The following is a 17279-nucleotide window of genomic DNA, read 5'->3' on the forward strand; positions in this document are numbered from 1 at the left end:
TGCTGTTGCTGTTGATCTTGATATTGATTTCGAAGCAGTCGCGGCCGCAGGCCGCGCGGAACACTCACAGATGCCGCAGTTCCTGCTTCAGCGTCGCCACGCAGCGGCGGCTGACTTCCAGCGGTTGCTTGCCATGGCGCAACATCGCCTGCACCTGCCCACCCGTGCCACGACGCAGCTCCACCAGCTCATGGCGCGCCACCAGGCAGTTGCGATGGATGCGGATGAAGCGGCTGGCGAACTCTTCTTCCAGCGACTTCAACGACTCCTCGATCAGGTCCTCGCCGCGCGCGTGGTGCACCACCACGTACTTCTCTTCGGCCTGCAGGTAATGGATGTCGTCCAGCGGAATCAAGCGCAGGCTGCCGCGCAGGCGCGCGCACAGCATGCTGCGCGCCTGCTGCCCGCGGTGGTCCTGTGGCTGGCCATCACGGCCGGCCAGGAACGTGCGCGCGCGCGCGATGGCCGCGGCCAGACGCTCGGCACGTACCGGCTTCATCAGGTAATCAATCGCGGCCGCCTCGAACGCCGACAGCGCATGCGCATCGTAAGCGGTGCAGAACACCACCGCCGGCCGTGGCTCGAAGCTGGCCAGGTGGCGGGCGGCTTCCAGGCCATCCAGCCCGGGCATGGCGATATCCAGCAGGACCAGGTCCGGCTGCAGCTCCGCGCACGCGTGCAGGGCCTGCTCGCCGTTGCCGGCCTCGGCCACCACATCCACGCCGTCCTGCGCGGCCAAAAGGCTGCGCAGGCGCTCACGCGCCAGCGGTTCGTCATCGGCGATGACTACCCTCACGATCGCTCCCTCACTGGATCGGCACTGTCACCTGGCAGGCATAGTAGCCCTCGCTCCAGCCAGCCGTCATCCGCGCGGCGCTGCCGAAGCGCCAGGCCAGCCGATGGCCGATGCTGTGCTGGGCATGGCCGGCACCGCGCGCCAGGGCCAGCCCGGGGGCCTGCGGGTCGGGCGCCGGATTGCGCACGCAGATCTGCAGTTCATTGCCCTGGCGCATCAGCTGCAGCTCGATGGTGCCACCCTCGGGCAGCCGCGAGATGCCATGCAGCACGGCGTTCTCCACCAGCGGCTGCAGTACCAGGCGAGGCAGGGGAAGATCCCAGGGCAGCGGTTCGTCGCGCTGCCAGCGCACCTGCAGGCGCTCGCCCAGGCGCAGTGATTCGATCGACAGGTAGCGCTCGGCCAGCTCGCATTCGTCACGCAGGGTGGAATCACCCTCGCCCGCCCCCAGCGCGGCACGGAACAGATCGGACAGGTCCAGCACCGCACGCTCGGCCACGACCGGGTCGCGATGCAGCAGGCTGGCGATCAGGTTCATGCTGTTGAACAGGAAGTGCGGGCGGATCCGCGCCTGCAGGGCATCGGCCTGTGCGCGTGCGTTGGCCTGTACCTGCGCGGCCCAGCGATCACTCACATAGAAGTAGCGCAGGGCCAAGGCAGTGATCAGCGCCGTCGTCGCCGCGCTGCCCAGCGTGAAGCGCCAGAAGCTGATGCCGCGGGCGAAGCTGTCGCCAAGCACCGCGTACAGGGCATGCACGATGCCCGCGCAGACCACCGCGATCAGCGTCGCCAGTGCGATGGCCGAGACCGCCCCCAGAACCTGTGGCAACCTCGACAACGCGTTCCGCAGCAGGCACAGGCTGGCCGTTACGGCCAGCGCCAGCCACAACGCGAAACCACTGGCCGACAGCAGTTCGCCCACAGTCCAGTGGCGGCTGCCATCCGGGGCCAGGGCCAGCACCACCACCACCAGTTCGGCCAGGCCGAGCATCGCCGCCAGCCGCGGCAGGCGGCACAGTTCCGGCATCCAGGGCGGGGCGCTGGCCGGCGGCATGGGTCAGGCAGCGCCCAGGCGTTCCTGCAACCAGTCACCCAGCGCCTGGATCTCTTCGGCGCAGACCTGGTGGGCCATCGGGTAACTGTGCCATTCCACCTCCAGGCCCAGCGCCTGCAGTGCCTGCGCACTGTGTGCGGCCACCGCCTGCGGAATCACCGGATCGCTGCTGCCATGGGCCATGAACACCGGCACCTGCACGGCGCCTTCAGCGCGCTTTGCGCCGTCGGCTTCGGGCAGGTAGGTGGACAGCGCGATCAGGCCGGCCAGCGGCGCAGTGCGTGACAGCGCGGCGGTCAGGATGATCGCGCCCCCCTGCGAGAAACCGGCCAGGAAGATCTTCTCCGGCGCGATGCCACGCTCGATCTCGCGCGCGATCAGCGCATCCAGCTGCACCACCGATTCATGCACGCCCACCATGTCGGCGCGCGAACGGAAATCCATGCCGACGATGTCGTACCAGCCGCGCATCGGCACGCCGTTGTTGATCGTGATCGGCCGCACCGGTGCATGCGGGAACACGAAGCGCAGCGCCGGCCAATGCGGACGCACCAGCTCCGGCACGATCGGCGCGAAGTCGTGGCCATCGGCACCGAGGCCGTGCAGCCAGATCACCGACCACTGCGGCGAGGCGCCGGTCTCCTGTTCCACCGTTTGCAGCATGATGCGGCTCCTTCAAGTTCGAGCCGCATTATGCCGCTGCCGCGGGACGATCAGTACAGCGGCGGTTGTTCGGCCGCTTCCCGGCGCAGCTGCGCGGCGCGTACCAGCACCGGCGGCGGGATGTTCTCCTCGGGGATATCAAGCAGGCCAAGACGGTGCAGGAAGGCACCGGGGCCACGCGAAGACGTCAGTGCCACCACCGGTACCGCCAGCACCATGCCGATCACCACCGGCGCCATCCACGCGGCCAGCGATGGCGACACCGCCCAGGCCAGCATGCCCATGAAGGCGCCGAACACCCCCAGCCCACCGTAGCCACGGATCAGCGCCAGCCACGAAATGCCACCATCGTCACGCTGCTGCGCGTCCCACCCCGAATCGCGGCCGGACAGCACTTCGGCCACGCCGCGCGACTGCACGTACATCACCACCGGCGCCATCAGCGCGGCCAATACGGTTTCCACCAGCATCGAGACGAACGCGCGCAGGGCACCGCCACACCCCCGGCGGTCGACCGGGTCCAGCAGCATCGCCAGGTAACCCAGCACCTTGGGCAGCAGCAGCACCGCCATGGTCGCCGCGAACAGGCGCACCACCTGTTCCTCGTCCTGGGCCCGCCAGTACACGCTGGGCGACAGGTGCAGCAGCGCGTTGAAATCGATGCCTTCCTGGAACAGCGGGATGGCGATGCCGATCAGCATCAGCATCGCCCACATCGGCGCGGTGAAGTAATGACCGATGCCGATCAGCATGTGCATGCGGCTGATCCAGTGCAGGCCACGGCTGCCGACCACCTTGCCGTGCTGCAGGTTGCCCTGGCACCAGCGGCGGTCGCGCACCAGCAGGTCGGTCAGGGTCGGCGGACCTTCTTCATAGCTGCCGCCCAGGTACGGCACCATGTGCGCGGCCCAGCCCCCCCGACGCATCAGTGCCGCTTCGACGAAGTCATGACTGAGCACGTGGCCACCGAACGGCTTGCGCCCCGGCAGCGCCGGCAGCCCGGCCTGATCGGCGAAGGCGCGGGTGCGGATGATGGCGTTGTGGCCCCAGTAATTGCTCTCGGCACCGTGCCACCAGGCCACGCCACGGGCGATCACCGGACCGTACACACGGCCGCCGAACTGCTGCATGCGCGCGAACAGGGTGCGCCCGCCGATCACCGACGGCAGGGTCTGGATCAGACCGACATCGGCGTTGTGCTCCATGCCCGCTACCAGGCGCACGATGCTGTCGCCGGTCATCAGGCTGTCGGCGTCCAGGATCAGCATCTGCGGGTAGGCGCCGCCGAAGCGGCGGACCCAGTCGGCGATGTTGCCGGCCTTGCGCCCGCTGTTGTCGCCACGGCGGCGGTAGAACAGCCGCGCCTGGCCATCGGGCACGCGCTCGCGCAGTTCGGCGAACACCTGCTCCTCGGCCCGCGCGATGTCTTCGCGCCGGGTATCACTGAGCACGAAGAAGTCGAACCGGTCGAGCTGGCCGGTGGCGGCCACCGACTCGTAAATCGCCTGCAGGCCGGCCAGCAGCCGGCGCGGATCTTCGTTGTAGGTCGGCATCAGCAGCGCGGTGCGGCTGTGCACTGTCGGCAGTGGCTTGTCCGGGTCGATGCCGAGGCGATACCCCCGGTCGAACACGGCAGTCAGGAAGCCGGCCACGGCGCTGGCGAAAGACAGCGCGATCCAGGCGAACAGGCCGACAAACAGCACCAGCAGGCAGGCCTCGAGCACGCTGATGCCATTGGCCGACAGCACCCGCCACATCATCCGGGTAGCGATGGCGGTCATCGCCAGCGTGCCGCCGAAGATATAGAACCGGCGCAGGCCGATCAGCCGCGGCGAGGTGCGGTGGCGGCGAACCTTCAGCTGGCCTTCGCGCAGGGTCTGCTCAGGCATCTGCAACGGCGATTCGGCCGGCAGCAGCGTCCAGCCGGCATCAAGCCGGGACGTATCTGCTTCCGCATGGATGGTCTGCACCTCCATTGCCGCCTACTCCGCGCAGTCGGCACGGCCGGCCATCCCGGCCGGGCTGCATGCACCAAGGTTCCCGGCGCGCTTTCCCGGCGCCCGCACTTGTCCTGGCTGCGTCGGCGTCACGCCACGCAGTCGCTGTCTGTCACTACCGGAACCCACACGATCTCCAACGGGGCGGAATCGAAAATGCGGCTCAGTCTAGGGCGCCGGATGTAAGCCGAGTGCGAAGGTCTACGCCGGGATTTGTCCCCATTCAGCAAACAGCAGGCGAGTGCCGGGGCAGGGGATGTTGGGGGACTTAGAGATTGAGAACGGGGAAAAAACGGGATGAAACGGGATGAAATGGGACGAAAGCCCCGCGCGACAAGCGTTTCACCCGCCGAGTGACATCTATTGATAGATAGAGCTCGGTTTGCGAAACCAGCCTCATCTGACCCGATTGGACACCAGAAATGCAAAACGGCCGCCATCACTGGCGGCCGTTTGATTTGTGTTTAAAGGGGCTTCAACGGGCTGGCGGTCCATCGGGCGGATCGCAGATGTTCTGCAGGCAATCCTCCAGGCCCTTGAGCCTGACCAGCACCTGGTCGAGCTGCTCCTGGCTCAGATATTTGAGGGAAGGAACGCCGAGGCGGAACAGATCCCGTTCCACTTCCCGCTGCCAACCATAGCGGGCGGCGAGATCCTGGATCTCATAGCGCGCGCGAGCGCGACGCAGATGCACTGGCATTGCCAGCACGGGGTCTGAAAGCCTTGTCTCCCAATGATTCCGAGGGATCGCGTCCCGCAGAATCGCCCTCAATCTACCTACCAGTTGCCGCTGTTCCTGCATCCTTTGCCCCTGTAACGATCATCCCGACTGTCTGCCGGGCAAACGGCCTTACGTCCGCTTCCGGCAGTCCCTTTTCCAGCAGCTGAGCCAGCAGAACAAGCGCCTCGCCATACTGGGCCGGGGCCAGTACAGCATCCGCGTCATCAAGCGCCTCCTGGAGCAGTTGCGCGGCGATCTTCACAGACGACTGGCTCACTACCTGAGACTGCCGCAAGTCATTGTTTTGACGCGAAATCGTGCCGGAATCCAGGCGTTCATCGCCCGAGCCTGTCAGCAGCCAATTGGCGTTCCAGCCCTGCTGCACCAGCGCAGCCAAGCACTCCGCTCCAATCTCTCTTAGGCCGCGCTCAAAGCGCCCATAGGTGTTCTTTGACACCCCGATCAGGGTGGCCATCTCCCCTTGCGTCCTCGACCCCCGAACGGTGGTCAGACGCGCACCTATCGACACCCATTCGGGTTTCGCTCTTTCCTCGCCGGAAGTGCGAATCAAGTTCTCTGCGTGATTCATCGTTTCGCACTTCCCGTAAGTATTTGTTTCATAAAGACAGAATCCCGAAAACACCCATTTGTGTCGTCGCCGACCAAGTGCGAAACACGTTTGGGTGTTGACAAGCACCCAAATGGGTTTAGCATCTGCCCCGTAGTCATCGCTCAAATGACAGGTACGAAATGTCAGCAACGAATACCCCGAGAAAAGCCAGTCCCGCTAAGGACTGGCATGCCGCCGACATCGTAGCGGCGCTGCATCGCAAGGAAATCTCTCTGCGGCAGATCGCGCTACTGAATGGCTACACCAACGGGGCGAGCCTGAATCCCGCTCTCCGTCGGCCGTACCCCCAAGCCGAGGCCCTGATTGCAGAGGCACTCGGAATGGAACCCCAGGCCATCTGGCCCAGCCGGTACGGCGCCGACGGTAAGCCGAACCGTGGCCCAGGAGGCCGCAAACCGCTGCTGCCCCCCGATGCAAAGCCTAGCAGCCTGCGGACAGGCCGCAATCCACAAATTGGCGCCCCGCAATGAACAGCGCCTCTATCTACCGCTTCCCCCCGGCGCACAGGCGCCCCCACCGAGCAGGAGACGCAAGGATGAATCGTCAGCCCAGCCAGCCCTATGACTTCTTCTTGACCCCACGCCCCTCGGCGCCGGTCAACGGCACCATGGATTACCGCAAGTCCGTCAGCATGCTGGTCGGCCAGATGCTGGAGGCCGCGCACGCTGCAGGCCTGGACCGGCATGAAGTGGCCGCACGCGCCAGTCGCCTGACTGGCCAGAACGTATCCAAGGCGATGCTCGACGGCTACACCGCGCCCAGCCGCGAGACGTTCAACATTCCGCTGTGGGTTGCCCCCGTGCTGGAAGTGATCTGCGGCGGGACGCTACTCGCCGAGTGGCAGGCCCAGGTTATCGGTGGCCAGCTGTTGCTGGGCGCCGAAACCTTGGACGTTGAAATCGGTCGCGCCCACCGTGAGCGTGTCGTCGCAAGCCAGCGCCTACGCCAGCTGCACCGCCTGAGCGTGAGGGCATCCTAATGGCGGACGGCAACATGTCCCCCCGTTCGATGCTGGACCTGGCCACCTTGGCCAGCAGCCTGGGCAAGACCAAGCGAGCCGTCGAGATTCGCGCAAAGCGCGAAGGCTGGGCGTTTGAGGAAAAGGCCACTCGCGGTGGTCGTCGCCGACTGTATGCCGTTGATGCGCTACCGCCAGACGTACAGGCCGCAGCAGTCATCGCCGGTCAGGTCAGCGAGACGCCGCAGCGGGCCGTGGCGGTTCGCCAGGCCAACGTCGATTCCATCGCGTCCGCGTGGAAGCGCTACGAGGCCGTCCCGCAGCATTTGAAGGACGAGGCTGCACGCCGCCTGCGCGCCCTGCAGGCCGTTGAGGCGCTGCAGGCTGCCGGCCATCCGCTGATGGCAGCGCGTCAGATCGTCGCCAGCCAGATGCAGCGCGACCAGGTCGGCGGCGTGAGCGTGGCCAGCCTGGGCCGCTGGGCCGCGCTGGTGGCCAAAGCCGAGAAGCAGCACCGCCTGGCGCTGTTGGTGCCGGCATACGCCGCGACCAAGGCCAAGGCCGAGATTCACGCCGAGGCTTGGGATCTGTTCAAGGCCGACTATCTGCGGGTCGAGGCTCCGAGCGCGCAAAGCTGCTATGACCGGCTGCAGCGCATCGCCGCCACCAAGGATTGGCCCGCACTTCCTTGTGCCAAGACGTTCATCCGCCGTGTTGAGGCAGAACTGCCGCGCGCCGTCCTGGTGATGGCCCGCCAAGGCCAGGAACGGTTCAATCAGACGTTCCCGGCCCAGGAGCGCGACCGCAGCGTGTTCCACGCGCTGGAGGCAGTGAACAGCGACGGTCACAAATTCGACGTGTTCGCACGTTGGCCGGACGGCACGGTTGCGCGCCCCATCATGGTGGGCGTCCAGGATCTCTACAGCGGCAAACTGCTGGGCTACCGCATCGCCGAAACCGAGTCGTCGGACCTTGCGCGCTTCGCGTTCCGTGACGTGATCGAGCGCTATGGCATTCCCGGCAAGGTCTGGCTGGACAACGGTCGCGGCTTCGCATCCAAGATGCTGACCGGCGGCACCGCAAATCGCTTCCGATTCAAGGTGAAAGAAGACGATCCGACCGGCCTCCTGACGGCAATGGGCTGCGAGATCCACTGGGCGACGCCATATCACGGCCAGGCCAAGCCCATCGAGCGCGCCTGGCGTGACCTGTGCGACCGCGTTGCCAAGCACCCGGCATTCGCCGGCGCCTACACGGGTAACAAGCCCGACGCAAAGCCCGAGAACTACGGCAGCAAGGCCATTCCGCTGGATGAGTTCGTGCGTGTCCTGAATGAGGAAATCGCGGCCCACAACGCTCGCGAGGGCCGGCGCACTCGCACCGCTGCAGGCCGGAGCTTTGATTCCGCGTTTGAGTCCAGCTATGCGCAGTCCACGATCCGCAAGGCATCGCCTGAGCAGTTGCGGGAAATGCTCCTGCCCACGGACGTGGTCACCTGTGACCGCCGTGATAGCAGCGTTCGCCTGTCCGGCAATCGGTACTGGAGCGACGCCATCGCCCCGTTTGCAGGTCAGAAGGTGATGCTTCGCTTTGATCCCGAGCATCTGCACCAGGCTGTGCATGCGTACACCTTGGCCAACGTCTACATCGGCCAACTGGACTGCATCGCCGCCGTTGGCTTCGCCGATACAGGCGCCGCCCGCGAACACGCCAGGGCGAAGAAGCAATACCGCCAGGCAACACGCAAGCAGCTGGACGCGGAGCGCCGGATGGAAGCGGCCAGCGTGGCCAACCAGCTGCCGTCGCCGATGCCCGAATCGCTGCCGCCTGCAGGCGTGATCGCGCCGCTGTTCGGTCGTCGGCAGCCGCCGCGTGTACAGGAAGCCGAGCCCGCCGAACGGCTGCGCACCGGCACTGACGACAACGAAAGCGCGTTCGTGTCGCTGATGGATCGCATGCAGGCCCAGCAGCGCCGGAACAGCCTGTGGACCACGCCTGACGGGGAGGCCTGATGCAAAGCAACCCAGCCACCGGCTACCAGCGTCGGCAGGCCTACCTCCAGCGCATTCGCAATGAAGGTTCGCACCCACTTCGCCACCAGGCACAAGCCCGTTTCAGATCCGGCGTAGACACCCGGACCAACCCGAAAGCAACAGCAGCAGGCGGTGGCATCGCCCGCCGCAGATCGAAGCTTGCCGCCCTCAAACGTCCGCCCCTTCCACCCGTTGCCCCGCTGCACCCGCACCAATCCAAGGAACCCAACACGATGAATCTGGCCGTCACCCCGATCACCCCCGAAGAACTGTCACCGGAGCAGCTCGCCGATCTGCGCGACCGTCTGCGTATCACCCTGGAAGAAGACAAGAACCTGAGCCAGGCCCGCTTGGCAAAGGAATCGGACATCAGCAGCGCCACGCTGTCGCAGTTCTTGGGCGGCACCTATGCGGGCAACCAGCAAAACGTGGCTCGCAAGCTGGCCGGTTGGCTCAATGTCCGCGATGAGCGCATCAGCAGCGGCAAGCTGCCCGAGGGGCCCGAGTTCGTCACCACGCCCACCAGCGAGAAGCTGCGCGCCGTGCTGCAGTACGCCCACATGGCTGGCGACATCGCAGTGATCGCTGGCGGTGCAGGCCTGGGCAAGACCGTCACGAACAAGCGCTATGCAGCCGTGAGCCCGAACGTCTGGCACGTCGAGTTGACCCCGGCCACGGGTGGCGTCCTTACCTGCCTGCAGGAAATTGCCGCAGTCATGGGCCTGCGCGACCTGGTCAACTCCGCCGCCTACATCCAGCGGGCCATCTTCCAGAAGGTGCGCAACACCAGCGGCCTGCTGATCTTGGATGAAGCACAGCATCTGACCGTGCAGGCGCTGGACATGGTCCGTGCCATCAACGATCAGACCAGCATCGGCCTTGTGCTGTGTGGCAATGATCGTGTCATCACGCAGATGACGGGCGGCAATCGCGCTCCGTTCCTTGATCGCCTGTATAGCCGGGTCGGCAAGCGACTGGTCATTCACAAGGTGGTCAAGGGTGACGCCGACGCGATCATTGACGCCTGGAACATCGCCGATGCCGGTTGCCGCGATCAGATCCGGCAGATCGCCGACCTTCCGGGCGCACTCCGCGTCCTGAATAAGGTGTTGCGCCTTGCCTCGATCTACTCACAGGCGAAGAACGAGCGGATCTGCTGCGAGTCCATCCGCTACGCGGCCAAAGAACTGGGCGTGCTGGTGTGACCACGTCCATTTCCCATCTCACGGCCGACCTGGTGTCGGCTGTGGGCGGCATCGCCAGGCTGGCATCACCGGATGCACTTCCGGCGCGCTGCCTGATCGTCCAGCGCTGCTATGCGCTGGCCACCCCATTCGATTCGCTGACCATCGGCCAGTTGCTGCAGTGGAGCAATGAAGCCATCGCAAGCGCCGCTCAAACGGCACCAATCGACAACCAGGAGCGTCTCCCGTGACCACCACCGACAAGAACCGCACCGCCATCCAGCACCAGCTGACCGCCGCGCTGGAGGCCATCAATGCCCTGGCCGACAAGGGACTCACGGCTCGTTCCGTCTCGATCACTGGCGCTCGGCCCGTGATCGTGATCGACCGCCCGCGCGGCGATTCGCTGGTGGGCGCCCAGCACATCCGCGAGCGCAAGGGCCAGCTGGTGACCCGCACGAAGATGGCGACCCCATTCCACGGCTGCCAAGTGGAGTGGGACGTGTGCCAATCCACCCCCACCAGTGGGCTGCATTGAGCAAGACACCATGACGAAGCATGTTCCGTTCCCCAAGTCGCTGCAGCAGCTGCTGCAGCGAATCCTGGAGGCAATCGACCAGGCAGGTGGCTGCATGACGCGCGTCCAGCTGGCCACCACCCTGCACGATGCGCGCCCGCTGGACATCGACGACACCTTGGAGGAGCTGATCGACCGCAACCAGGTCGAACGCCAAGGCAATGATCCGCAGATGCTCTGGCTGGTCCGTGGCTCCACGGGCACCGAGTTTGCTGCCGTGCCGGAGCCCACGCCGGCCGGTTGCGAGCGGTCACTGCACAACGCCCGAGCGCTCGCCGTGGATCGACGCCTGGAAGCCATTGCCCAGGACGTTCTGGACACGGCACTGGATGCCCGCGCTGCCGGGCTGCCAGCGCCCCTGGTGCGACTGCTGATGCAGTGCGATGGCGCCCTCAGCGAAGCCCGTAACCACCTCACCCCGTGATGAACAAGGAAATCTCACCCATGCAAGCGAACGCGATTCCCGAAGGCTACCGACAAGACGCCAAGGGGCACCTGGTCCCGGAACAGCACATCAAGGAGATCGACAAGCTGCGCGATGAGCTGGTGCAGGAGCTCGCTGAGCGTGCTCAGGATCTGCACAAGCGCATGGCCGACTTCAAGCGCCATGCCTTCAACAGCATTGCCGCGTTCGTGTCCCTCAGCGCAGAGCAGTACCGCGTCCACATCGGTGGCAAGAAGGGCAACGTCACGCTGGTGGCCTACGATGGCCGATACAAGGTGATCCGCCAATTCCAGGAGACGATCAAGTTTGACGAACGTCTGCTCGCTGCCAAGGCACTCATCGACCAGTGTCTGGCAGAGTGGACCGAAGGCGCACGCACCGAGATCCGCACCATCATCAACGATGCGTTCCGTGTCGATCAGCAGGGCAACATCCGCACCGGGCAGGTGCTGCAGCTGCGGCGCCTGGAGATTGACGATCCGCGCTGGCAGGAAGCCATGCGCGCCATCGGTGAAGCCGTCCAGGTCATGGGCAGTAAGTCCTACGTCCGCTTGTACCAGCGGGACAAGGATGGCGCCTATCAGCCCATCACCCTGGACCTGTCGGCGGTGGCACTGTGACCGCGCGCATTCCTGCCGACCTCGCCGAGCTGGCACTCGCCGTGGCCGATGCGACCGTGCGCGCCGACATCGAGCTGTTTGCCCGCCAGCAGGACATCGAAGGCCTGATGTTCTATGACCTGAGCTGTGCCGATGATCCACGTTCACCGGAGGCCATGGGCTACATCCAGCGGGCAGCCGCCTACATCGAGGCACGCGGCGACGTGTTTCCCTGGCGCCTGGTGCGCCACATCAGCGCCCCGACCCTCGTTTGCTTCCGCGATAAGGACCCTCGCGATGTCAGCGCATAAGAAATCACCACTGAGCAAAGAACAGTGGGCGCAAGTCGAGAAGGCACTTGCGACGCCCTACGGCGGTGACGTGGAACTGATCGCTGATGAACACCGGCTGGTGATCCAGGTCCAGCAGATCAAGACGCTGCGATACGCGGTTGTCGTGTTCGTTGATGGGAAGATAAAGCAGGAGTACATGCAGGAAAGCAGCCCCATCGGCGCCAAGTTCTACCGCCCCTCTAAAATCTGCATCTATAGCAGGGCTCAGCAAGCGCGGATGGTCAAGAGCCTGGGCAAGCGTCGCACTGCCGCTATGGTCAAGCAGGGAACGGGAACGTTCTACGATCCCGGCTGGCCTTCGGCAGCTGCCCTGCGCCGTCACCTCAACCGCACCTGCACAAGCATCGAGCTGATCCGCGCTGGATGGTCAGCACGGGTGCCGGAGGGTCACCTATGAAGCCTGCAACCGACCCGCTGCGCCGCGCGCAGATCGCCAAGATCAAGGTTGCGCAGAAGGAGCTCGGCATGGATGAAGCGGGTTATCGCGCGCTCTTGCAGCGCGTGACCGGCAAGCAGTCATCCACGCAGATGTCGCCGAGCGAGCGCGATGCGGTGCTGGCTGAGCTGACCCGGCTTGGCTGGAAGGCCAAGCCGGGCAAGCCTCACCCGGACCGCCCGAAGAACACCGACCAGGTGCCGATGCTGCGAAAGGTGGAGGCACTGCTGGCCAGCGCCAAACGCCCCTGGAGCTACGCGCACGCAATGTCAGTGCGCATGTTTCAGGTGGACCGCCTGGAGTTTCTCAAGCATGACCAGCTGCACAGCCTGATTGCTGCGCTACAGATCGACTGCAACCGGAGGGAAGGATGAGCAATACCGTAAGCGACGCCGAGCGGGAACAGGAGCGGGAGAAGGCCACCGGCGAAGCCCTGCGCGTAACCTTCGAGCGTATCAAGACGCTCCCGCCGACGCAGGTGATTCAGTATCTGACCAGCGTTGCGCTGGTCGGAATCGAACTGCTGCGCGCCAATGGACGAGAGGATGCGTATGTAAGGGAGCTTCTGGAGGGAGCCCTGGCCGCCCTGGATGCCCCGCCCATCTTCACGTTGAAGGATCTGCGGACGCACCAATGAGAGCCACATGTCCCGATTGTGGCTGCCAGGGCCACATCAATGCGTTTCTCCTGGAGGAGGAAGGCAAGCGCCTGGCGGTTGCTGTGGCGGCAATGCCGCCCGAGCTTGGCCGAGCAGTGCTGGCCTATCTGGGCCTGTTCAAACCGGCCAAACAGGGCCTGCGAATGGGGCGCGCGGTGAAGCTCGCCCAGGAAGTGGCCGAACTCGTCGCCTCTGGCACGGTCTGCAAGGACGAACGCGGCGGCATCCGCCGCCCGGCGCAGGTTCGTCACTGGGTGGCAGGCATCGATCAAATGCTGGTGGCACGACCGAACCTGACCCTCCCGCTGGAGTCGCACGGCTACCTGCGTGCGGTCGTGTTCGGCTTGGCCGACCAGGCCGATGCAGCCGCTGAGCGTGAACGAGAAGAACACGCCCGCGCAGGCCGGCACCTGGGCACCACGGCACGCGTCAATCCTGGTGCTGGCGAATCCAGGCTGGATCAGCGCTTGGCCTGGATCAGCCAGATGGTGTCGCTGGGCCAGATGTCCGACGACGATGCCGAGCGCGAGCGCGCAGAGGCGCGCGAGAAGTACGGAGAACACTGATGATCGAGCAACGCGATTGGGTCGGAACACCGGACGCCGATGCAGCCGCCGAGCTGATCGCGGCCGCACCGCTGGATCTGACCGAAAAGCAATGGGAGGGCACCCTGGTCGCGTTGGTCGCGGTCATGGAAGCTGCGTTCCGTCGCGCCGGTCTGGATGAAGAACAGGCCACCAGGCTGGCCCTTGCCGGCATGCTGGCGCAAGCCGAGTATGCCGGGGGGCGCCAGATATACATCCCCCAGGGTATGCGCCTTCGCAATGCCCTGCGGGACGCGGAAATCTACCGCCGGGCCAAGCGAGGTAACATTGCGCAGCTGGTGACCGAGTATGGCCTTACTGAGGTTCGGGTCTACGAGATCATTCGTCAGCAACGCCAGCTGCACCTTGCCAGAGTGCAGCGGAATTTCGACTTCTAAGGAGCGGCAGCGTGATTAAGTGGATGGGTGCGGCGGCATTGGGCCTTGTCTTGGCTTCCGGCACGGCGTGTGGCAGCAAGGACAAGGCGCTGGTAGCTGAAGCTCAGGACGCGGTGAAGAAGCTACTGAAAGATCCAGGATCTGCGGAGTTTCGCAAAGTCTCTATTGTTCAGCTGCGCACGCCGGCCGGCCCAGCTCCCATCGTTTGCGGTGAATTCAATGCAAAGAATGGATTCGGCGGGTTTGCTGGATTCGAGCCCTTCGCCTGGCACCCGGACGGAACGCTGCTGACGAAGGCTGCGTTCCCGGGTACAGATGAGGTTACGCTTGACGGCGCAATTCAAGAACTTTGTGCGGGCAACCTGGTCAAGTAGCAGTTTCCCGGCTCTCATCCCTGACAAACGCCCCGCCTTGCGGGGCGTTTTCATTGAAGCACTTTAGTCCCTGTCCACTTTCGCGCGCGCGGAAGCTGTGTGTACCGGGGGACGGTCAACGTGCGCAGCACGGACGCACCCCGCTTACCCATACAGCGGAGTGCACATGGAACCCAACAATCGCCGTACCCGAGCCATCGCTTACCTTGGCTCGCTGTTCGACCGCATCGGCTACATCTGGCTGTGGCTGGCACTGAGCCTGTTCCTGCTGGCCAGCGTGGCCATCCTCAATCCCATCCTGGTGGCGTCCTACGCCTGGGCGGCCGCCAAGCTGACGATGGCGGCGGTAATCGGCCACGGCGTTGACCTGACCCTGTTCCGTGGCGCTGATCCCAGGTATCTCGATGGCATCGAGAAATCCATGGCGCAAACCCGGCGTGTGACCCTGATCGCTGCGGCCATGATTGCGGCAGGGCTGATCGGATGACCCGGCACGGCCGCCCCGATCCCGGCCTGCGCTTGGCCATCGCGCTCTGCCTGGTGCTTGTGGCCATCGTAACGTGGGCCATCTGCGGCAAGGCAGAAGCTGCACCCGCCCGCGCCACCGTCAAGGTTGCCCCCGCATCCGCCTTGTATCGGCATCGCGTGGAACAGGCAGCGTCCCGCGCTTGGGGCGTCAACGCGAGCTCGGCGCGCCTGGCCGCACAGCTGCACCAGGAGTCCGCATTTCGGGCAGATGCGCGCTCCCCTGTGGGTGCCCAGGGGATCGCCCAGTTCATGCCGTCCACGGCGCGCTGGATCGCCACGATCTATCCGACCGACCTGGCGGGATTCGATCCCTGGAACCCGCAGCAGGCCATCCTGGCTGCCGCCCTCTATGACCGCTGGCTGTTCGACCGGGTCGCCGAGTACAGCCAGGGACGTATGAGCAGCTGCAGCCGGTGGGCCTTTACGTTCCGCGCGTACAACGGCGGTGAAAAGGCGCTCAACCGCGAGCGAGCGCTGGCGTATACCAAGGGAGCGGATGCAAACGACTGGCGGGCTGTCGAGCCGTACCGCGCCCGAGCAGAGTGGGCGCACAGAGAGAACACCGGCTACCCGAAACGCATCCTGCTGACACTGGAGCCGGCATATCTCGCGGCCGGTTGGACGGGGGTGGCCACATGCCCCTGATCGCAGACCCAACCCGCCCCTATCGCTATCTCTCGTTGCTGTTGGTGCTGTGCCTGACCGTTGCCGCGTTGCTCGGCCTCGGGTTTGCGACGGGGCATCGCTGGGCAGCCGGATCGGCGGCCATCGAGCAGCGCGAGGGCCTGGAGCTGCAGCTGCGGCAGCTGCAGCAGTCGGCCAAGACGCTGCAGACCCAATCGGCCCAGGCAACCGCCAATTACTACCGCGCAACCCAGCGCCTCAACCACATTGCCGAGCTCCAGGAGCTGGACCGTGAGAACCAACGTCAATTCAACCTGCAGCAGCAAGAGGCGCTCGCTTCGCTCCTGCGTAATCGCCCTGATCTGCGCACTGGTCGCGCCGGGGCTGATGTCCTGCAGCACTGGAACCGCAGTAACGCAGGCGCCGCTCCCCCAGCCGCCCGCCCCGCCGATGCCGGCAGCGCTCAAGGCCGAGTGCCCGGAGCTGCCAGCAGCCAAGGACGATCTCTGGGAAACCCTGCTGGGGAATCACGACCAGGTCGCGGCGCTGTACCACGACTGCCGCAACCAGCAGCGAAGGCTGACGCAGGCAGTGTCGGACTGGGAGGCGACCGCCTGGGGCTGGTACTGCACAGCGGTCACCCAGCTGCAGTTGCCCGTGGAGGCCTGTGCCCGTGAAGGCGGAACCCACGATCAAGGTCGCTGACCTGACCCGCTTGCGGAACGAGTACGAGCAGATGGCTCGCGATGCCGAAAGCGGCAGCAGGCAGCCGGGCAACGCAGGGCTCATCAACCGAGGGCGCGTGGCCACGCTTCGTGCCGTGGCGGTGGACCTGACTGAAATCATCCAAGGCAAGAGGCACCCGAGTGGCAGACGACGCTGACCAGGCCGACGTAGTAACCGAACGCGCCTGGGATCGTTTCAGGCTCAGCCGCCCGCAGTTCAACCCTCAACCAACGCCCAAGCCGATGCGCGATACCGAATGCGAGGAGTGCGGCGCCATCGTTCCAGTCGGTCGCCTGCAGGCAGTGCCAGGCACTCGCCATTGCACCGCCTGCGCAGGCGTGGGATTCCGCCCATGATCGCCGCCGCCGCATGGGATGCGTCCATCGTGATTGGGCTGTTGGTGCTGGTTGCTGGACTGGTCGCGCTCAACCTCCTGGTCGGTGTGGTGCTGTGGTGGCGCCACTCCGGCCTGGCTGATCGAGTCACGAAACTAGAGGTTCAGCACGCACACCACCTGACCCACAAGGAAACCGGCGAACTGTTTGACCGAATTGCCCGATTGGAGGGCATGGCAGCCGCCACCAATCGCATGCTCGAAACCGTCCAAGAACACCTCATGGAGAAAGACTGATGTCCCACAAGACCTTTGCGGAGCGCCACCGCGAGGACCGCCGCCTGGTGTTGCTGCGGCTGCTCTCGGAACAGAACGGCTACCGCGCCAACAGTTCGGTCCTGCATGCCGGCCTCAACGTCCTGGCCGTGGCCGCCAGCCGCGATGACGTGCTGACCGACCTGACCTGGCTGAGCGAGCAATCGCTGGTGCGCGTTGATGAGCCCGTGCCGGGCGTGATGGTTGCTGAGCTGAGCGCTCGCGGTCACGACGTTTCGCGTGGCATGGCCAGTGTGCCCGGTGTCAGCCGCCCCAGCCCCCGGTAACGAC

The 17279-nt window shown here is 65.2% G+C and carries 26 protein-coding genes; 20 read left to right on the forward strand and 6 right to left on the reverse strand.

Annotated elements, in window-relative coordinates:
- Nucleotides 1–64: 64 nt before the first annotated feature.
- The 6 genes from N7573_RS02890 to N7573_RS02915 all read right to left on the reverse strand — a co-directional run bounded on the left by N7573_RS02890 (nt 65) and on the right by N7573_RS02915 (nt 5706).
- Nucleotides 65–796: a LytTR family DNA-binding domain-containing protein gene (locus N7573_RS02890; protein ID WP_010481294.1), complete on the reverse strand. Its 732-nt coding sequence runs from the start codon at nt 794–796 to the stop codon at nt 65–67.
- 10 nt (nt 797–806) lie between these two features.
- On the reverse strand, nt 807–1850 hold the full coding sequence (locus tag N7573_RS02895; protein ID WP_279912289.1) for a sensor histidine kinase: 1044 nt from the start codon (nt 1848–1850) through the stop codon (nt 807–809).
- 3 nt (nt 1851–1853) lie between these two features.
- Nucleotides 1854–2513, reverse strand: a complete 660-nt coding sequence (locus tag N7573_RS02900) for an alpha/beta hydrolase (RefSeq protein ID WP_279912288.1) — start codon at nt 2511–2513, stop codon at nt 1854–1856.
- A gap of 50 nt (nt 2514–2563) precedes the next feature.
- Complete coding sequence (gene mdoH, locus N7573_RS02905; RefSeq protein WP_032128590.1) at nt 2564–4489, reverse strand: glucans biosynthesis glucosyltransferase MdoH; 1926 nt, start codon at nt 4487–4489, stop codon at nt 2564–2566.
- 496 nt (nt 4490–4985) lie between these two features.
- Nucleotides 4986–5204 carry a hypothetical protein gene (locus N7573_RS02910; protein ID WP_154263170.1) on the reverse strand — a complete coding sequence of 73 codons (219 nt, stop codon included), beginning with the start codon at nt 5202–5204 and terminating at the stop codon, nt 4986–4988.
- A gap of 79 nt (nt 5205–5283) precedes the next feature.
- Entirely contained in the window at nt 5284–5706 is a 423-nt protein-coding gene (locus N7573_RS02915; protein ID WP_154263168.1) for a hypothetical protein, read from the reverse strand.
- A gap of 275 nt (nt 5707–5981) precedes the next feature.
- Here N7573_RS02915 and N7573_RS02920 point away from each other — a divergent pair, with 275 nt between their 5' ends.
- From N7573_RS02920 to N7573_RS03015, 20 genes are all read left to right on the forward strand, one after another.
- A complete protein-coding gene (locus tag N7573_RS02920) occupies nt 5982–6332 on the forward strand; it encodes a helix-turn-helix domain-containing protein (RefSeq protein ID WP_154263167.1) in 351 nt (116 codons plus the stop codon).
- A 65-nt stretch (nt 6333–6397) separates the two neighbouring features.
- A complete protein-coding gene (locus tag N7573_RS02925) occupies nt 6398–6841 on the forward strand; it encodes a hypothetical protein (protein WP_049436648.1) in 444 nt (147 codons plus the stop codon).
- 29 nt (nt 6842–6870) lie between these two features.
- Entirely contained in the window at nt 6871–8832 is a 1962-nt protein-coding gene (locus N7573_RS02930; protein WP_195763247.1) for a transposase domain-containing protein, read from the forward strand.
- Nucleotides 8832–10058 (forward strand): AAA family ATPase, encoded by a 1227-nt coding sequence (locus N7573_RS02935; RefSeq protein ID WP_154263164.1) that lies wholly within the window; start codon nt 8832–8834, stop codon nt 10056–10058. The genes N7573_RS02930 and N7573_RS02935 overlap by 1 nt, the downstream gene beginning before the upstream one ends.
- Nucleotides 10055–10288, forward strand: coding sequence for a hypothetical protein (locus tag N7573_RS02940; RefSeq protein WP_049436651.1), 234 nt, complete (start codon nt 10055–10057; stop codon nt 10286–10288). Before N7573_RS02935 ends, N7573_RS02940 begins: the two co-directional genes overlap by 4 nt.
- Nucleotides 10285–10575 carry a hypothetical protein gene (locus tag N7573_RS02945; protein ID WP_049436652.1) on the forward strand — a complete coding sequence of 97 codons (291 nt, stop codon included), beginning with the start codon at nt 10285–10287 and terminating at the stop codon, nt 10573–10575. The genes N7573_RS02940 and N7573_RS02945 overlap by 4 nt, the downstream gene beginning before the upstream one ends.
- 10 nt (nt 10576–10585) lie before the next feature.
- Entirely contained in the window at nt 10586–11038 is a 453-nt protein-coding gene (locus N7573_RS02950; RefSeq protein WP_154263162.1) for a hypothetical protein, read from the forward strand.
- The gene (locus N7573_RS02955; RefSeq protein WP_154263161.1) at nt 11038–11679 is read left to right on the forward strand and encodes a DUF3164 family protein; all 642 of its coding nucleotides are present in this window, start codon (nt 11038–11040) and stop codon (nt 11677–11679) included. The genes N7573_RS02950 and N7573_RS02955 overlap by 1 nt, the downstream gene beginning before the upstream one ends.
- Entirely contained in the window at nt 11676–11969 is a 294-nt protein-coding gene (locus N7573_RS02960) for a hypothetical protein (RefSeq protein ID WP_154263160.1), read from the forward strand. The genes N7573_RS02955 and N7573_RS02960 overlap by 4 nt, the downstream gene beginning before the upstream one ends.
- Complete coding sequence (locus N7573_RS02965) at nt 11956–12408, forward strand: hypothetical protein (protein ID WP_154263159.1); 453 nt, start codon at nt 11956–11958, stop codon at nt 12406–12408. Before N7573_RS02960 ends, N7573_RS02965 begins: the two co-directional genes overlap by 14 nt.
- The gene (locus N7573_RS02970; RefSeq protein WP_197572984.1) at nt 12405–12821 is read left to right on the forward strand and encodes a regulatory protein GemA; all 417 of its coding nucleotides are present in this window, start codon (nt 12405–12407) and stop codon (nt 12819–12821) included. The genes N7573_RS02965 and N7573_RS02970 overlap by 4 nt, the downstream gene beginning before the upstream one ends.
- Complete coding sequence (locus N7573_RS02975) at nt 12818–13084, forward strand: hypothetical protein (protein ID WP_154263158.1); 267 nt, start codon at nt 12818–12820, stop codon at nt 13082–13084. The genes N7573_RS02970 and N7573_RS02975 overlap by 4 nt, the downstream gene beginning before the upstream one ends.
- Entirely contained in the window at nt 13081–13671 is a 591-nt protein-coding gene (locus tag N7573_RS02980) for a hypothetical protein (RefSeq protein WP_154263156.1), read from the forward strand. The genes N7573_RS02975 and N7573_RS02980 overlap by 4 nt, the downstream gene beginning before the upstream one ends.
- Nucleotides 13671–14087 carry a Mor transcription activator family protein gene (locus N7573_RS02985; RefSeq protein ID WP_049436658.1) on the forward strand — a complete coding sequence of 139 codons (417 nt, stop codon included), beginning with the start codon at nt 13671–13673 and terminating at the stop codon, nt 14085–14087. Before N7573_RS02980 ends, N7573_RS02985 begins: the two co-directional genes overlap by 1 nt.
- A gap of 11 nt (nt 14088–14098) precedes the next feature.
- Entirely contained in the window at nt 14099–14461 is a 363-nt protein-coding gene (locus N7573_RS02990) for a hypothetical protein (RefSeq protein WP_154263155.1), read from the forward strand.
- 166 nt (nt 14462–14627) lie between these two features.
- Complete coding sequence (locus N7573_RS02995) at nt 14628–14948, forward strand: hypothetical protein (RefSeq protein WP_049436660.1); 321 nt, start codon at nt 14628–14630, stop codon at nt 14946–14948.
- A gap of 32 nt (nt 14949–14980) precedes the next feature.
- Nucleotides 14981–15634: a transglycosylase SLT domain-containing protein gene (locus N7573_RS03000; RefSeq protein ID WP_195763246.1), complete on the forward strand. Its 654-nt coding sequence runs from the start codon at nt 14981–14983 to the stop codon at nt 15632–15634.
- Entirely contained in the window at nt 15625–16290 is a 666-nt protein-coding gene (locus N7573_RS03005) for a hypothetical protein (RefSeq protein WP_279912286.1), read from the forward strand. Before N7573_RS03000 ends, N7573_RS03005 begins: the two co-directional genes overlap by 10 nt.
- Before the next feature lie 401 nt (nt 16291–16691).
- Nucleotides 16692–16970, forward strand: coding sequence for a hypothetical protein (locus N7573_RS03010; protein WP_049436662.1), 279 nt, complete (start codon nt 16692–16694; stop codon nt 16968–16970).
- Nucleotides 16970–17275, forward strand: coding sequence for a hypothetical protein (locus tag N7573_RS03015; protein ID WP_049436663.1), 306 nt, complete (start codon nt 16970–16972; stop codon nt 17273–17275). The genes N7573_RS03010 and N7573_RS03015 overlap by 1 nt, the downstream gene beginning before the upstream one ends.
- The last annotated feature ends 4 nt before the right edge of the window (nt 17276–17279 follow it).

The organism is Stenotrophomonas sp. GD04054, from assembly GCF_029836955.1.
In the GTDB taxonomy this organism is placed as follows: domain Bacteria; phylum Pseudomonadota; class Gammaproteobacteria; order Xanthomonadales; family Xanthomonadaceae; genus Stenotrophomonas; species Stenotrophomonas maltophilia_A.

Bases quoted from the DNA above. Each gene is read 5' to 3' on its own strand.
- N7573_RS02895 (WP_279912289.1), bottom strand. From the start codon at position 1,850: ATGCCGCCGGCCAGCGCCCCGCCCTGGATGCCGGAACTGTGCCGCCTG.
- N7573_RS02900 (WP_279912288.1), bottom strand. From the start codon at position 2,513: ATGCTGCAAACGGTGGAACAGGAGACCGGCGCCTCGCCGCAGTGGTCG.
- mdoH (WP_032128590.1), bottom strand. From the start codon at position 4,489: ATGGAGGTGCAGACCATCCATGCGGAAGCAGATACGTCCCGGCTTGAT.
- N7573_RS02915 (WP_154263168.1), bottom strand. From the start codon at position 5,706: ATGGCCACCCTGATCGGGGTGTCAAAGAACACCTATGGGCGCTTTGAG.
- N7573_RS02920 (WP_154263167.1), top strand. From the start codon at position 5,982: ATGTCAGCAACGAATACCCCGAGAAAAGCCAGTCCCGCTAAGGACTGG.
- N7573_RS02925 (WP_049436648.1), top strand. From the start codon at position 6,398: ATGAATCGTCAGCCCAGCCAGCCCTATGACTTCTTCTTGACCCCACGC.
- N7573_RS02930 (WP_195763247.1), top strand. From the start codon at position 6,871: ATGCTGGACCTGGCCACCTTGGCCAGCAGCCTGGGCAAGACCAAGCGA.
- N7573_RS02935 (WP_154263164.1), top strand. From the start codon at position 8,832: ATGCAAAGCAACCCAGCCACCGGCTACCAGCGTCGGCAGGCCTACCTC.
- N7573_RS02950 (WP_154263162.1), top strand. From the start codon at position 10,586: ATGACGAAGCATGTTCCGTTCCCCAAGTCGCTGCAGCAGCTGCTGCAG.
- N7573_RS02955 (WP_154263161.1), top strand. From the start codon at position 11,038: ATGAACAAGGAAATCTCACCCATGCAAGCGAACGCGATTCCCGAAGGC.
- N7573_RS02965 (WP_154263159.1), top strand. From the start codon at position 11,956: ATGTCAGCGCATAAGAAATCACCACTGAGCAAAGAACAGTGGGCGCAA.
- N7573_RS02970 (WP_197572984.1), top strand. From the start codon at position 12,405: ATGAAGCCTGCAACCGACCCGCTGCGCCGCGCGCAGATCGCCAAGATC.
- N7573_RS02975 (WP_154263158.1), top strand. From the start codon at position 12,818: ATGAGCAATACCGTAAGCGACGCCGAGCGGGAACAGGAGCGGGAGAAG.
- N7573_RS02980 (WP_154263156.1), top strand. From the start codon at position 13,081: ATGAGAGCCACATGTCCCGATTGTGGCTGCCAGGGCCACATCAATGCG.
- N7573_RS02985 (WP_049436658.1), top strand. From the start codon at position 13,671: ATGATCGAGCAACGCGATTGGGTCGGAACACCGGACGCCGATGCAGCC.
- N7573_RS02995 (WP_049436660.1), top strand. From the start codon at position 14,628: ATGGAACCCAACAATCGCCGTACCCGAGCCATCGCTTACCTTGGCTCG.
- N7573_RS03005 (WP_279912286.1), top strand. From the start codon at position 15,625: ATGCCCCTGATCGCAGACCCAACCCGCCCCTATCGCTATCTCTCGTTG.
- N7573_RS03010 (WP_049436662.1), top strand. From the start codon at position 16,692: ATGATCGCCGCCGCCGCATGGGATGCGTCCATCGTGATTGGGCTGTTG.
- N7573_RS03015 (WP_049436663.1), top strand. From the start codon at position 16,970: ATGTCCCACAAGACCTTTGCGGAGCGCCACCGCGAGGACCGCCGCCTG.